The organism is Pseudomonas sp., from assembly GCF_051660785.1.
GTDB lineage: Bacteria > Pseudomonadota > Gammaproteobacteria > Pseudomonadales > Pseudomonadaceae > Aquipseudomonas.
In genome coordinates this window covers 20,414-34,029 of the sequence record NZ_JBOFQE010000039.1, presented here as the reverse complement: position 1 = coordinate 34,029, position 13,616 = coordinate 20,414, and the positions used below count along the sequence as shown (strand labels likewise).

Below are 13,616 nucleotides of genomic sequence, written 5' to 3'. Positions count from 1 at the left end.
CGTTCACACAAGGGTTTTGTGTTTTTTCTGCAATCTGACAAAGGCTTCCCGATGACTTCAACGCGCACCTCCAATCCTCCTTCCGGCATGGTCAGGGTACGCGGTGCCCGGGAACACAATCTCAAGAACATTGACGTCGACATTCCCCGGGACGCACTGGTGGTGTTCACCGGCGTCTCGGGTTCGGGCAAGTCGTCGCTGGCATTTTCTACCCTGTATGCCGAAGCGCAGCGACGTTATTTCGAATCCGTGGCGCCGTATGCCCGGCGTTTGATTGATCAGGTCGGTGTGCCGGATGTGGATTCCATCGAAGGCCTGCCACCGGCCGTGGCCCTGCAACAGCAGCGCGGCACGCCAAGTACGCGCTCTTCAGTGGGCAGCGTGACGACGCTGTCGAGCCTGATCCGCATGCTCTACTCCCGGGCCGGCAGCTATCCGCCAGGGCAGCCGATGCTGTACGCCGAGGACTTCTCGCCCAACACCCCTCAAGGCGCCTGCTCTGAATGTCATGGTTTGGGCCGGGTGTATGAGGTTACCGAAGCGCTGATGGTCCCGGACCCGAGCCTGACCATCCGCCAACGCGCAGTGGCTTCCTGGCCCACGGCGTGGCAGGGGCAGAACCTGCGCGACATCCTGGTGACGATGGGCTACGACGTCGATAAACCCTGGCGCGAGCTGCCGAAAAAGCAGCGTGACTGGATCCTCTTCACCGAGGAAACACCGACCGTCCCGGTGTACGCCGGGCTCACGCCAGAAGAAACCAGAGTCGCGCTCAAACGCAAAATGGAGCCGAGTTATCAGGGCACGTTCACCGGTGCCCGGCGTTACATCCTGCACACGTTCAGCCACTCGCAAAGCGCGCTGATGAAGAAGCGTGTTGCGCAATTCATGCTCGGCAGCCTGTGCCCGTTGTGCGATGGCAAGCGGCTCAAGCGCGAGGCGTTGTCGGTGACGTTTGCCGGCTACGACATCGGCGAGCTGTCGCAGATGCCGTTGCTGCAAGTGGCCGAGGTGCTGAAACCGGTGGCGGCTCACAGTTACCTGGAACAGGCCGAGGAGGCGGGCGAGGTGTTGACGCACCGCCAGACGCGCGAGGCCCGTGAACAACGCGTGGCCCACGGCGCCAGCGGGCATGCCAACGCGCCGGACGTGCGGCACACGCCTAACCTGTCGGTCGAGAAGCGCTTGGCCGCACAACGAATCGCTCAGGACTTGCTGGAGCGGGTCAGCACCCTGACCGACCTCGGCTTGGGTTATCTGGCCCTGGAGCGCAGCACGCCGACGCTGTCGTCCGGTGAGTTGCAGCGGCTGCGCCTGGCCACGCAATTGGGCTCGCAATTGTTCGGCGTTATCTACGTGCTGGATGAGCCGTCGGCCGGTCTGCACCCGGCGGATGGCGAAGCGTTGTTTGAAGCGCTGCAACGGTTGAAGGCGGCCGGCAACACCCTGTTTGTGGTCGAGCACGATCTGGAAACCATGCGCCGCGCGGACTGGTTGATCGATGTCGGCCCGGCGGCCGGTGAGCATGGCGGGCGGATTCTGTACAGCGGGCCGCCTCAGGGACTGGCCGGGATCAAGGATTCGCAGACCCGTGCCTACCTGTTCGCCGAGCAGGTCACTGAAGCCAGAACCCAGCGCAAGGCGACCGATTGGCTGCGCCTGGAAGGCATCACGCGCAACAACCTCAACGAGCTCGCCGTCGAGTTTCCCTTGGGCTGTTTTACCTCGGTGACCGGTGTTTCCGGTTCCGGCAAATCGAGCCTGGTCAGCCAGGCCTTGCTGGAACTGGTCGGCGCGCATTTGGGGCGCGGCACCAGTGCCAGCGAACCCGAGGAGTTGAGTCTTGAGGACGATGCGCCTCAAGTCAGCGGTGGTCAGGTCACGGCCGGTCTGGAATCGATCAAGCGCCTGGTGCAGGTTGATCAGAAACCCATCGGTCGCACGCCGCGCTCGAACCTGGCGACGTACACCGGGCTGTTCGACAACGTGCGCAAACTGTACGCCGCCACGCCTCAGGCACAAGCAGAGGGTTACGACGCCGGGCAGTTTTCCTTCAACGTTGCCAAGGGCCGTTGCCCGACCTGCGAAGGTGAAGGTTTTGTCAGTGTCGAGTTGCTGTTCATGCCCAGCGTGTATGCACCGTGTCCGACCTGCCACGGCGCTCGCTACAACCCCGAGACGCTGGCGATCATCTGGCAAGGTTTGAACATTGCGCAGGTGTTGCAGTTGACGGTGGACGAAGCGGTCGACGTGTTCGCCGAGCAACCGGGCATTCGCCGTTCGCTGGAAGTGCTGCATGACATCGGCCTGGGTTATCTGCGCCTCGGTCAGCCGGCAACGGAGCTCTCTGGGGGCGAAGCCCAGCGCATCAAACTGGCGACCGAGCTGCAACGCAACCAGCGTGGGGCGACGCTGTATGTGCTCGATGAACCGACGACAGGCTTGCATCCACGGGACGTTGACCGGCTGCTCGAACAGTTGAATACGCTGGTGGCGGCGGGGCATACGGTGATTGTGGTGGAGCATGAAATGCGCGTGGTTGCGCAGAGTGACTGGGTGATTGATATCGGGCCGGGGGCGGGGGATCAGGGCGGGAAGATTGTCGTGGCCGGCACGCCGCAGAAAGTCGCCAGGAGCAAGAAAAGCCGGACGGCACCGTTTTTAGCCCGGACACTTGGCTCTGCTTGAGAGGGATATTGTTTTCGCTGGCCTCATCGCGAGCAGGTCGAATCGTCGCACCGTCGCTCCCACAGGAGAATGCAGTTTAATGTGGGAGTGAGCCTGCTCGCGATGGCTGCTTATCAGGTGCAGTCGATTGTGCGCCGGACCTTGTCCAACAGCTCATTGATCTGAAACGGCTTGATCAGCATGTCCATGCCTTCGCCCAGGAACACTTGGCGGTTGAGCGCGTTTTCCGCGTAGCCGGTCATGAACAGGATCGGCAATCCCTCACGCCAGCCACGGGCGACATCGGCCAGCTCGCGACCGTTCATGCGCGGCAACCCCACGTCGGTCAGCATCAGATCAATCGACGGATCGTTTTGCAGGCGTTCAAGGGCGCCTTCGATATCGCCCACTTGCGTACAGCGATAACCGGCATCCACCAACACTTCGGCGACGAACAGGCGCACCGACGGCATGTCTTCGACAATCAGCACATGCTCACCCGCACCCTGTTGATCCACTGTCGTCTGTTCCACTTCAGTGGTAGTCGCATCGGTGCTGGCAGGCAGCATGATGGTGACTTCGGTGCCGCGACGGGCCACGCTGCGGATGTGCGCGTCGCCCCCCGATTGCCGGGCGAACCCGTAAATACTTGACAACCCGAGCCCGGTGCCCTGACCCAGTGGCTTGGTGGTGAAAAACGGGTCGAACACCTTGTCGATCACATTGTGTTCAATGCCCGTCCCGTCATCGCGAACAGACAATGCAACATACGCACCGTCCGCCAGTTTCAGGTCGCCGTGGGAATACGCCGCGTAGGTGCTGACCCAGATATTCCCGCCCTGGGGCAAAGCATCGCGCGCGTTGATCACCAGGTTGAGCACCGCGCTTTCCAGCTGGATCGGATCGACCAGGGCGATCGCAGCCTTGGAGGTCAATTCGAGTTTCAGCGCAATGTGCTCGCCGATGGTACGTGCCAGCAGTTCCTCAAGGGAGCGGATGTGCTCGTTGATGTCCACCGGCCGGGTGTTGAGCGGCTGCTGACGGGCGAAGGCCAGCAAACGATGGGTCAGGGAAGCCGCGCTCATGGCCGAGTTCAGCGCCGCTTCGGCATAGAACTGGACCTTGTCGGTACGCGAATCGGCCACCCGTTTCTGAATCAGTTCCAGGCTGGTGATGATGCCGGTCAGCAGGTTGTTGAAGTCATGGGCGATGCCGCCGGTCAGCTTGCCCAGCGCGTCCATTTTCTGCACTTGCAGCAACTGGCCCTCGGTGCGCACCCGCTCGGCGATCTCACGTTCCAGTTGCGAGGTGGCATCGTCGAGTTGAGCCAGGTGCGAGCGTTCGCGGTGACGATGCTCGGTGACGTCTTCCACGAAAACCAGGCTCAGTTCAGGGGTGCGATACGGTGAAATCTGCCACTCGGTTTCCCGCAGCTCCCCATTCACACGCATGTTCAACGTGCCTTTCCAGCGCTCGCCGGCGGTCAGGCGCAGGCGCAGTTCGTCGAGGATCGCCTCCTGTTGGTCGGCGAAGCATTCGCGCAAGGTCTGCGGGTCGAGGTTGTCTTGAATCAGTCGGGCGAACGCATGATTGCATTCGTGAACTTTGAATTGGGCGTCCAGCACCGCGATGGGCGCCGACACATTGACGAAAATCTCCCGAAAACGCGCCTCGCTTTCACGCAGGGCGTTTTCCGTATCACGCACCCGCAGCAGGGTGCGCAGGGTCGCCAGCAACACGTCCGGGTCCACGGGGTGGATCAGGTACGCGTCGGCACCGGCATCCAGGCCGGTAATGATGTCACCGGTCTGGATCGACGCGGCGGACACGTGAATCACCGGCAGCAACGCCGTGGCAGGTTCCGAACGCAGCTTGCGGACGATGTCGAAGCCGCTCATGTCCGGCAGGTTGACGTCCAGAATCAGCGCATCGATCAATTCACTTTCGATCAGCGCCAGGCCGTCGCCGCCGGTCCCGGCCTCCAGCACAATGTAGCCGTGCGGCTCCAGGCGTCGGCGCAGGGCGTAGCGGGTGGCGACGTTGTCGTCGACGATCAGCAGGCGAATGTCACGTTTCATCGGCAGGCTCCATGGCGATGGCCAGCGGGATGATCACGAAAAAGGTCGAACCGACCCCGGGTGTACTCTCGACTCCGACCTCGCCACCCAGCAGTGCGGCGAAGCGCTTGCACAAAGACAAGCCCAGACCGGTACCGCGCAGGCGTTTTTGCAAGGGCGAATCGACCTGGGAAAAGTCTTCGAACAATGCGCCATGTAGCTCGGGAGCGATACCGATTCCTGTATCGCTGACGGCAAAACGTACCTGGCTTGCGCCTTCGAGAAAGGCCGAGACCCGCACTTCGCCGCGGGTGGTGAACTTCAGCGAGTTGGAAATGAAGTTGCGCAGGATCTGCGCCAGCTTCTTGTCATCGGTGTACAAACGCGGCAATCCCACCGGTTCTTCGAAGATCAGGTCCACGGCGGTCGCATCGACAATCGGGCGGAACATGCCGCGCAGGGCGGCGAACAAGTCGAACATGTCGAACCAGGCGGGCGAGATGGTGATGCGCCCGGCCTCGATTTTTGCCAGGTCCAGCAAGTCGTCGACCATGTTGCTCAGCTCCCGCGCGGCGGTGCTGACGAACGCGACTTGCTTGTGTTGCTCAGGGCTCAGCGGGCCGTCGATTTCGTCGGTCAGCAGGCTGGCGATGCTCAGGATCGAGCCCAGTGGCGTGCGAAACTCATGGCTCATGTACGACAGGAAGCGGCTCTTGAGATCCGACGCCTGGCGCAGTTCTTCAGCCTGGGTGTCGAGTTCGGCGTACAACGCGAGCACGCCCTGATTGGTTTCGTCGAGTTCTTCGCGCAGCGCTATGCTTTCGTTCTGCAGGCGCTCGATCAACGCTGATTGTTCGTCGATCAGGGGCAAGTCAGCCATGGGCGGCCTCCAGGGCAACGACCAGCACCGTTACGTCGTCCCGGCCGCGACAGAAATCGCGATGCAGGACCGCGGCTATCACGGCGGGATGACGGTGTGCCAGGCCGGGGTAGTCGTGCAGGTTCCAACGTGACTGCAGGCCGTCGCTGTACATGATCAATAGATGTCCGTTCACGTGAGCATAGTTAAAAGGTTGAGCTTTGCGGTATTGCCCGCCGACGATGCCCGGGTGGGATGCCAGGCCTCGGGACGTGCCCGGGCTGATCAGGCTGCCGCCGATGTTGCCGATACCGATGAATTTCAGTGTGCCAAGGTGACCGTCGAACTGCGCAATCGCCAAGGCGCCGCCACGGGTGCCGATCATGGCCTGATGGATGTCTTCGAGCAGCAACAGCGGTGAGGCAAACGGTGCCAGGGCGAAAGCTTTTTCACCGGCGCGGGCGGCGCGCTCGGCTTCTTCGCCATGGCCCAGGCCGTCGATCACCAAGACACTGAGGTTCGCCCCGTCGAATGCGAGGTGCCAGACATCGCCGCATGCCGGATCGTTGTGCAGTGAGTGCTGGCTGATGCCGATGCGCAAATCCGCGGCCTTGTGGGTGCGCGGATACAAACGGGCCAGCAACACGGTGCCGCGCGAGTCGGTGTGAACATCGAAGACTTCGGTCTGGCGCGACACCGCTCCCAGGCCGATGCCCTGGGTGCCTACGGTGGAAAACCCGTCAGCCATGCAAGCGTAAAAGTCAAAGCCCTGCGCACGGTCCACTGCCAGCATCTCGATGCCGCGGGTGTCTTTACCGGGCAGAATCCGCAGGTGCAACTCGCCCCGGGCCGCATGCTTGAGTACGTTGCTGGCCAATTCAGTGGCCACCAGCGCCACACGTCCGGCATCCGTCGCGTCGAAACCATTCTCTTCGGCGAGCTTCTGCGCGGTGCGCCGGGCAAAGCCGATCTGGCTGCTGTCCTCGATCAGCAGCACTTGCGTCAGCGATCCCCCGATGTTCATGTCCATCGGGTGATCGTTATGCGAGTGCCTTTGCCGGGCGCGGTGTCCAGTTCGAACTCATCCACCAGCCGTTTCGCCCCGGTCAGGCCCAGGCCCAGACCGCTGCCGGAGGTCCAGCCGTCGGTCATTGCCAGTTTGATGTCCGGGATCCCGGGGCCTTCATCACGAAAGGTCAGGCGCAAACCGACCCTCGAGTTTTCGTCGAGGATCTGCCAGTCCATGTCACCACCGCCGCCATAGACCATGGTGTTGCGCGCCAGCTCGCTGACGGCGGTCACCAGTTTGGTCAGGTCGATCAGGCGCATGCCGCACTCCGTGGCCAGCTTACGCGCGGCCTGGCGGGCCAGGACCACGTCCTGCTCGATCTGGATCGGTTGAGTGCCGCTGCTGCGCAGGGTCATTGCGTGAGTACTCGATCCTGAAGCAGTTTCATCCCGCGCTCGACGTTCAGCGCGGTGCTGACGCCAGGCAGGGTCAGGCCGAGCTCGACCAGCGTAATCGCCACGGCGGGCTGCATGCCCACCAGTACCGTTTCAGCGTCCATGATTTTCGACAGGCCGGAAATCGTCCCGATCATCCGGCCAATGAACGAATCGACCATGTCCAGCGCGGAGATATCGATCAATACCCCGCGCGCCGAGGTGTTGCTGATCCGTTCCGACAGGTCGTCTTGCAGGGTCAGGGCCAATTGGTCATGCATGTCGACCTGAATGGTCACCAGCAGCAAATCGCCCATTTTCAGAATAGGAATGCGTTCCATCGGCTTATACCGTCTTGCTGACGGTGATTCCCAGACGGGTCAGGGCCAGTTTCAGTGCATCGGCCAGGTTGGCCTTGGTGACCACACCTTGCAGGTCCAGGCCCAGGTGGACGATGGTCTGCGCAATCTGCGGACGTACGCCACTGATGATGCAATCGGCGCCCATCAGGCGAATCGCGGTCACGGTCTTGAGCAGGTGCTGAGCCACCAGGGTGTCGACGGTCGGCACGCCGGTAATGTCGATGATGGCAATTTCCGAACCAGTGTCGACGATCCGTTGCAGCAGCGATTCCATCACCACCTGGGTGCGTTGCGAGTCCAGGGTGCCGATCATCGGCAGGGCGAGTACGCCGTCCCAGAGCTTGACCACCGGGGTGGAGAGCTCCAGCAGCTCTTCCTGCTGACGCTTGATCACCGCTTCACGGGATTTCTGGAAGGTACGGATGGTGTGCATGCCCAGCGCATCGAGCAGCTCGGACACTTCCCAGAGCTGTTCGGCCAACGCAGCCGGATTGTCTTTGTAGTGAGATTGCAGCAAGGTAAACAGCGGACCTTTCAGCGAGAAAATGAAGCTGGCGGTCTGGTGGGAATCCTGACCGAGCAGGGCGCGGCTGTGGGAAAGTTTTTCAAGAAATTGACGAACTTCGTCCCAGCCCGGTGCGGCGATATTCGGGCCATTGCCGTTTTCCAGGCCTGTGACCACCAGTTGCAGAAACTCGGAAGTCTGTTGCTTCAGGTCATGGTCCTTGAGATTACGGTTGGCGCCACTGGCTTCCAGACTAGTGACCCAATCGCCAAGCAATTGCGCGTGGTTATTTTTCATCGCGTCGAGTGTGCTGATTTGCATTGCTGCCATGTTGTTGTGCTCCAGAAAAATGACGGGCCGACTCCCCAAAAAACGATCGGCCCGAGTCAGTGACATTTGCCGAGTGAAATAGTTAGTTATTCAGGCGGGAAATTTTCATCCTGGCCAGTACTTGCCCGGTAACTCTAGTCGGCACTGCGTCAGTTGGAGATTTATTGACCCTGGTTTTCAGGTGCCCGCCCATTGGATTGAACCCCTGTCCCGGGATGGCTTCGAACGTTCAAGGCCCGGCTGTTTGAATCGCGGGCTTGCCGTCACGAGCGAGGTACGTATGAAAGAGGAATCGACACAACAACAGGATCAATCGGGGGCGCCGGTTGACCGCAATGATCCGGCAATAGACCCGCAGACACCGGGTGAAGGCGCGCCCGGTGGTCAAGGGCAAAACCAATCCGGCGACTCGCAAAGCGCCGATGCCGCGGTGGATCAGAAGAATCGCCACACCGACAACGACAATGAATTCAGCCCGGGTTTCAAACCGACTCCAGACAGGCCAAAACCCGGCGAAGACACGGATGCCGACATCGACACCGATGGCGGCTAGGGTTGTCAGGCATAAAAAGAGGCCGCATCAAACGATGCGGCCGTTTTTTTGGGGGTTATTTGTCGGGATGGGCGGCCTGGAGCTTTTTCGCCATATCCAGGTGCTTTTCCAGCGCCGGCAACATTTTCTGTGCGAAGCCTTTCAACTCGGTGGCGCCTTTGACCTTGTCGTCCGTCACCGTGTTGGCTTGTTTTTTGAACAGCTCAATAGTGTCTTCATGGGCCTTCACCTGATTGTTGGCATAGGCCGTGTCGAAGGACTCGTCGCGCATGTCGAGGATTTTTTCCTTGGCCTGCTTCACCAGTGTGGTGTCGTCCGGCACCTCGATGTCGTTCTTTTTCGCCAGCGCAGTCAATTCCTCATTCGCCTTGGTGTGGTCGGTGATCATCATGTTGGCGAACGCTTTGACGTCGGCCGATGAGCTTTTTTCCAGGGCCAGTTTGCTGGTTTCGACTTCGGCGATGCCACCGGCAGCTGCTTTGTCGACAAAGTCATTGGAAGTGGCGGCAAAAACTGTGCCCATGCTCGTGCTCAAGGCTACGGCCAGGGCGAGGTGGCGCAGGGTGAATCCGTCCATTGGTCATTCTCCACACAGGTTTTAGATAAGCGATCGGGGTGATCGTTATTCAATGGAGGCGGGCGCTCGGGCAAAGGTTTTATCGGGTTTGCAACCGGACGACGAACGGGCACCGCTGGTCTGATAGGCGGTCGACAGAACCTGCCAACCGAGGCCATTCTGATAGTTGGTGAACGCAATCGATCGCGTTTGCCATCGATCAACAAACGGAGGTGTTCCATGCCGGTGCCACACGATATTTGTCAGGACCTGAAACTTTCAAAGGAAGATATCCAGCAAAAACGCTCCAAGGATTCTCGACTGGACTCATTACTTAACCAGTATTCGCAAGCGGACGCCGAGGTGGTAAAGGCTGAAACCGCGAAATCGGATGCGCCCAGTGATGACGCACTGAAGAAACTCAAGGAGAGGCGCGTACAGGTCAAGAATCAGATCGTTGAACGGCTCCAGACGCCATCTTGATGTGCCTTGCCAACCCACCGACAACCGGTGACTGAAAAATTGGAACGGTGATCAAAACCGGCACCTCGAAAGATCAGAGTCCGACCCTTTCGACTCCCTGCGAGGTGCCTTATGACCGACATGACCGATCCAAAATTCCCCAGTGAAGAGCAGGGCGGGTTCGACCCGATCCCGACTCATCCTGAACCGCTAAGCCCTGGCCGTACCACGGTCAACCCTGAAGACGAACCGGGCATCGATGAATTGCCGAACAATGAAGGTGTGCGCCCGCTGGATGAGGACGACTCCACCGCGATGGACCCGGAACGGGTGCGTGAAGAAACGGACAACGCCGTACGCGACAACGAGATGGATCCCCGCTAATCCCTGAACAAGCAAACCCCCTGTGGGAGCGAGCCGGCTCGCGATGAGGTCGTGTCAGTCAATATCAATATTGAATGCCAGACCGCCATCGCGAGCAGGCTCGCTCCCACATTTTGATTTGCATTATTTTTGGAGGGCGGTGGTCAGGGGTAATCGCGCCATGTTTTTCGCTTTCAGCGAACCCAGGTACAACCATTCTCCATACTCGCGCACCGTGGTAATCGGCGAGTAATTGCCCGTGCTTCCATCCTGCAGGTTGGCAATTACCTTGCCGTCAACATCCAGGCCCAGCGCAAAGGCGCGCTTTTCCACCGGTTTGGGCAGCACTGTCATCGCCCGTGCAATCATCTTGCGCACGAACGGGTGCGGCGCTGTGGCGTCGAGCAGGGCATTGCGTGGTGCGTAGAGCGCCACCCAGAAGCGATCCTGGCCATTGAAGGCGAGGTTGTCCGGCATCCCCGGCAGATTGTCGATAAACACGTCGTGGGTACCGGTCTTCGGCCCGCTCAACCAAAAGCGGGTAATGCGGTAGGCGCCGGTTTCGTTGACCAGCACAAAGCTGTCGCCCGGCCCCAGCGTCACGCCGTTGGCAAACTCCAGTTTGTCCAGCAATACCGTGGTCTTGCCCGTCTGGAAGTCATAGCGCAACAAACGACCGTCGCTACCGTGCTCGATGATCGCCTGGCCGTCCTCGCCATAACCCCAGCGGCTGGAGGCGTCGCTGAAATAGGCGTAGTGCCCGGACTTGTCGATGACCACGTCATCGGTAAAACCGAAAGGCACGTTGCCGGCCGCAGTGGTCAGCGCAATCAACCGACCCTGGGCATCGAGGGAAAGCAAGCCTTTGACGCCGTCAGCGATCACCAGCATTCCATTCGGGTGTCGCGCCAGGCCCAGCGGCCTGCCGCCGGTGTCGGCCAGTACCTTGATGTCTTTACCGTCGAGACTGGTGCGGATCAGCCGGCCGTCGTGCAGGCCTGTGATCAGCACGTTGTCTTCCAGTAACAGCGCCTCGGGCCCGTCGATGTCCGCCGGGCCGACACGCTCCACCCCTTTGAGACGCTGATTGTCGGCATACACGCCGCTGGCGAGGGAAGGTGCCGGAGGCGGTGTCCAGGCCACTGGCTGAATACTGGTCGGAAACAACAGCAGAAAGGCGCCCAGGGCAATGATCAGAACCAACAACAGCGTGCTAAACCTGAAGGCTCTTCTCACACGCGGGCTCCCGCTGGGGCCAGGTGTTTTTGCGCCATCTCGCGCAACGCCAGCATCGAGGCTGCGGATTCACGCTCGATGCGCCGCTTGAGCAGCAGCTGATTGGTGATACGCATCGCCAGGCCACTGAACTGATACTCCAGCGTACGCACGAAGCGGGTGCCTTCACCTTGCGCCTCGCACTCGTAGGTCACGACCAGCGACAATCCATGATCACCGCGCGCCCAGGCGCTCCAGCGGCGGCCTGGCAGGTATTCGTTGACCTCCCAGCTCAAATGCCCCGTACGCCCACCGGCACGGATGTCCTCCTCGAACCGCCGGCCGGCATGCAGCGGGCCACCTTGTCCCTCGACCTTGAGCGAGGACGGATGCCACTCCGGCCAGCGGGTGACGGTGCTGGCATAGGCAAGCACGTCAATCGGATTTCCAGCGATAGCGATCTGGTGCTGCATGCGGGTCATGGTCGATCTCGTCAGGGGCAGGGGGGCTGGCTCCGGTTCCCAGTACAGGGTGCCGAACAGGTAGTCCATCAGCGGAAAAACGATATTGAAATTGCGCTCCTGCATCAGCTCGCGGCGGTGATGCAGTTCGTGCAGGCGTCGCATCTGGCGGATCCACGGCAGGCGCGTGACCGGGTTTTCAGGGGGCAAGTGCTCGCAGGCATGGAACACTTCGTACATCAGGTAGCCGAGGACCAGGCAGCCGCCAAACAGTCCGGCGACATTGGCGTCGACCTGCTTGAGCAACCACCAGAGGGGCAGGGTAATGGCGACGGTGTGCAACACGATCAGCCAGGCCGGGAACAGAATCACCCGCCAGTCCCGGGGGCTGTCGTAGGTCATGTGGCCGGGGGCGAAAAAGCTGTGATGGTCGCCGGCATGACGGGCGTAGAACATCCGCGCGAAGCTTTTTTTGTGATGCCCGAGATGCCGATGCACCATGTACACGCCGAAGTTGAAGAACAACAGCGTCAGCGGCACTGCCAGCCATTCCAGCGGCCGGACCTGATGCACGGTGCTCCAGAATCCGCCGATGGCCAGCAATCCGAACAGGAGCACGAAGGCGCCGTGCAGCCATGGGTTGTAGCGGGGATGAATGTCAGCGCGATAGCGGCTGCGGAATGCCTGGGTGGTCTGCCTCACTGCGGTCACCTCCTGGTTATTGTTATCACCAGCAGATTAGCTGATCTGCCCGCGAAGGCTCGAGCAAACCTGGATGACACAAGCGCCATGATCCGGTGTATTCAGGTCAGCGGGTTCCAGCGCTGGGACCAGTCGTCATCGCTCTTGATGACTTCGCGCAGCAAATCGAAGGCCCGTTGCAGGGTCGCCGAGTCGCGATCGCGCGAGTAAACCAGGTAGGTCGGGTAACTGAATTCCGGGGCCTTGGGCACGGGCTCCAGCACGCCGCTTTCCAGGTAACTCTGGACCACGCGGGTGCGAAAGTAGCCGCTGCCGCCGTTTTCCAGAATGTATTGCAGGGCGAGTGGCCCGAGGTTGAAGCTCAGGGCCGCCTTGGCTTTTTCCGGCAGGGCAGCATCGTGCTGACGGCGGAAGTCCGGGCCCCAATCGATGTAGACGTAAGGATCGGGCTGTCCGGCAAGGCGTACCAGAATGAGTTTTTCTTCGAGGATCTGTTCGACTTGCAGGCGCGGCCAGTACTCGGGCTGATAGACCAGCGCCGCGTCCAGCACCCCCAGTTCCAGCTGACGCAACAGATTCTCTCCGTCGCGGATTTCCATGCGCAAGGCGTGGCTGGGAATCTTCTCGCGCAGTTCGCCCGCCCAACTGAGCATCAGCGGATTGCACAGGCTGACTTCGCCGCCGATGTGCAGCACGTCGCGGTAACCTTCGGGCAACGGCAAGTCCCGACGCGCCGCTTCCCAGGTCTCGACCAGTTGATTGGCGTACACCACAAAGGCCTCGCCATTGGGCGTCAGGCGCGCACCGGCGCGGTTACGCACGAATAATGTGCTGCCCAGCTGGCTCTCGAGTTTTTGCACGCGCGCCGTGATTGCGGTCTGGGTGACGTGGAGTTTTTCAGCGGCGGCGGCAAGGCTGCCGTGGCGGACAATTTCCAGAAAGGTACGAGCGAGATCGATGTCCATGGGGCGGCCGGTGCAAGAAGTGCAGGCATTGTAAACGGATCCTGCCGGAGCCGGCTCCTGTTGCTGTTAGCTAGATCCCTGTGGGAGCGAGCCTGCTCGCGATGAGGCCATGCCAG

The 13,616-nt window shown here is 60.8% G+C and carries 14 protein-coding genes; 4 read left to right on the top strand and 10 right to left on the bottom strand.

Annotation, left to right across the window (positions count from 1 at the left end):
- Positions 1-51 precede the first annotated feature (51 nt).
- Positions 52-2,688, top strand: coding sequence for an excinuclease ABC subunit A (locus ACRC4F_RS09335; protein ID WP_438659040.1), 2,637 nt, complete (start codon positions 52-54; stop codon positions 2,686-2,688).
- A gap of 113 nt (positions 2,689-2,801) precedes the next feature.
- Here the strand turns inward: ACRC4F_RS09335 and ACRC4F_RS09330 are convergent, their stop codons facing one another.
- From ACRC4F_RS09330 to ACRC4F_RS09305, 6 genes are read right to left on the bottom strand one after another with little or no spacing between them, the layout of a single operon-like run.
- Positions 2,802-4,745, bottom strand: coding sequence for a response regulator (locus ACRC4F_RS09330; protein ID WP_438659039.1), 1,944 nt, complete (start codon positions 4,743-4,745; stop codon positions 2,802-2,804).
- The gene (locus tag ACRC4F_RS09325; RefSeq protein ID WP_438659038.1) at positions 4,735-5,604 is read right to left on the bottom strand and encodes a sensor histidine kinase; all 870 of its coding nucleotides are present in this window, start codon (positions 5,602-5,604) and stop codon (positions 4,735-4,737) included. Before ACRC4F_RS09325 ends, ACRC4F_RS09330 begins: the two co-directional genes overlap by 11 nt.
- Positions 5,597-6,607: an ATP-binding protein gene (locus ACRC4F_RS09320; RefSeq protein ID WP_438659093.1), complete on the bottom strand. Its 1,011-nt coding sequence runs from the start codon at positions 6,605-6,607 to the stop codon at positions 5,597-5,599. The genes ACRC4F_RS09325 and ACRC4F_RS09320 overlap by 8 nt, the downstream gene beginning before the upstream one ends.
- The gene (locus ACRC4F_RS09315) at positions 6,604-7,008 is read right to left on the bottom strand and encodes an anti-sigma regulatory factor (protein WP_438659037.1); all 405 of its coding nucleotides are present in this window, start codon (positions 7,006-7,008) and stop codon (positions 6,604-6,606) included. The genes ACRC4F_RS09320 and ACRC4F_RS09315 overlap by 4 nt, the downstream gene beginning before the upstream one ends.
- Positions 7,005-7,367 (bottom strand): STAS domain-containing protein, encoded by a 363-nt coding sequence (locus ACRC4F_RS09310; RefSeq protein WP_438659036.1) that lies wholly within the window; start codon positions 7,365-7,367, stop codon positions 7,005-7,007. Before ACRC4F_RS09310 ends, ACRC4F_RS09315 begins: the two co-directional genes overlap by 4 nt.
- Positions 7,368-7,371: 4 nt before the next feature.
- Positions 7,372-8,223, bottom strand: coding sequence for an STAS domain-containing protein (locus ACRC4F_RS09305; protein WP_438659035.1), 852 nt, complete (start codon positions 8,221-8,223; stop codon positions 7,372-7,374).
- Positions 8,224-8,503: 280 nt separating this feature from the next.
- On the opposite strand from ACRC4F_RS09305, the gene ACRC4F_RS09300 reads away from it, so the two are divergent.
- Positions 8,504-8,776 (top strand): hypothetical protein, encoded by a 273-nt coding sequence (locus ACRC4F_RS09300; protein ID WP_438659034.1) that lies wholly within the window; start codon positions 8,504-8,506, stop codon positions 8,774-8,776.
- A gap of 55 nt (positions 8,777-8,831) precedes the next feature.
- Here the strand turns inward: ACRC4F_RS09300 and ACRC4F_RS09295 are convergent, their stop codons facing one another.
- Positions 8,832-9,353 carry a DUF4142 domain-containing protein gene (locus tag ACRC4F_RS09295; protein ID WP_438659033.1) on the bottom strand — a complete coding sequence of 174 codons (522 nt, stop codon included), beginning with the start codon at positions 9,351-9,353 and terminating at the stop codon, positions 8,832-8,834.
- Positions 9,354-9,572: 219 nt separating this feature from the next.
- Here ACRC4F_RS09295 and ACRC4F_RS09290 point away from each other — a divergent pair, with 219 nt between their 5' ends.
- Both ACRC4F_RS09290 and ACRC4F_RS09285 read left to right on the top strand, forming a co-directional pair.
- Positions 9,573-9,815, top strand: a complete 243-nt coding sequence (locus tag ACRC4F_RS09290) for a hypothetical protein (RefSeq protein WP_438659032.1) — start codon at positions 9,573-9,575, stop codon at positions 9,813-9,815.
- 120 nt (positions 9,816-9,935) lie between these two features.
- Positions 9,936-10,178, top strand: coding sequence for a hypothetical protein (locus ACRC4F_RS09285; protein ID WP_438659092.1), 243 nt, complete (start codon positions 9,936-9,938; stop codon positions 10,176-10,178).
- A gap of 123 nt (positions 10,179-10,301) precedes the next feature.
- Here ACRC4F_RS09285 and ACRC4F_RS09280 read toward each other — a convergent pair whose 3' ends face one another.
- The 3 genes from ACRC4F_RS09280 to ACRC4F_RS09270 all read right to left on the bottom strand — a co-directional run bounded on the left by ACRC4F_RS09280 (position 10,302) and on the right by ACRC4F_RS09270 (position 13,500).
- The gene (locus ACRC4F_RS09280; protein WP_438659031.1) at positions 10,302-11,393 is read right to left on the bottom strand and encodes an SMP-30/gluconolactonase/LRE family protein; all 1,092 of its coding nucleotides are present in this window, start codon (positions 11,391-11,393) and stop codon (positions 10,302-10,304) included.
- The gene (locus ACRC4F_RS09275; RefSeq protein ID WP_438659030.1) at positions 11,390-12,535 is read right to left on the bottom strand and encodes an SRPBCC family protein; all 1,146 of its coding nucleotides are present in this window, start codon (positions 12,533-12,535) and stop codon (positions 11,390-11,392) included. Before ACRC4F_RS09275 ends, ACRC4F_RS09280 begins: the two co-directional genes overlap by 4 nt.
- A gap of 101 nt (positions 12,536-12,636) precedes the next feature.
- The gene (locus ACRC4F_RS09270) at positions 12,637-13,500 is read right to left on the bottom strand and encodes a LysR family transcriptional regulator (RefSeq protein WP_438659029.1); all 864 of its coding nucleotides are present in this window, start codon (positions 13,498-13,500) and stop codon (positions 12,637-12,639) included.
- Between the last annotated feature and the right edge of the window lie 116 nt (positions 13,501-13,616).

Coding starts and splice junctions, on each gene's coding strand:
- ACRC4F_RS09310 (WP_438659036.1), bottom strand. CDS start 7,367: ATGGAACGCATTCCTATTCTGAAAATGGGCGATTTGCTGCTGGTGACC.
- ACRC4F_RS09325 (WP_438659038.1), bottom strand. CDS start 5,604: ATGGCTGACTTGCCCCTGATCGACGAACAATCAGCGTTGATCGAGCGC.
- ACRC4F_RS09295 (WP_438659033.1), bottom strand. CDS start 9,353: ATGGACGGATTCACCCTGCGCCACCTCGCCCTGGCCGTAGCCTTGAGC.
- ACRC4F_RS09335 (WP_438659040.1), top strand. CDS start 52: ATGACTTCAACGCGCACCTCCAATCCTCCTTCCGGCATGGTCAGGGTA.
- ACRC4F_RS09300 (WP_438659034.1), top strand. CDS start 8,504: ATGAAAGAGGAATCGACACAACAACAGGATCAATCGGGGGCGCCGGTT.
- ACRC4F_RS09270 (WP_438659029.1), bottom strand. CDS start 13,500: ATGGACATCGATCTCGCTCGTACCTTTCTGGAAATTGTCCGCCACGGC.
- ACRC4F_RS09330 (WP_438659039.1), bottom strand. CDS start 4,745: ATGAAACGTGACATTCGCCTGCTGATCGTCGACGACAACGTCGCCACC.
- ACRC4F_RS09285 (WP_438659092.1), top strand. CDS start 9,936: ATGACCGATCCAAAATTCCCCAGTGAAGAGCAGGGCGGGTTCGACCCG.
- ACRC4F_RS09305 (WP_438659035.1), bottom strand. CDS start 8,223: ATGGCAGCAATGCAAATCAGCACACTCGACGCGATGAAAAATAACCAC.
- ACRC4F_RS09320 (WP_438659093.1), bottom strand. CDS start 6,607: ATGAACATCGGGGGATCGCTGACGCAAGTGCTGCTGATCGAGGACAGC.
- ACRC4F_RS09315 (WP_438659037.1), bottom strand. CDS start 7,008: ATGACCCTGCGCAGCAGCGGCACTCAACCGATCCAGATCGAGCAGGAC.
- ACRC4F_RS09290 (WP_438659032.1), top strand. CDS start 9,573: ATGCCGGTGCCACACGATATTTGTCAGGACCTGAAACTTTCAAAGGAA.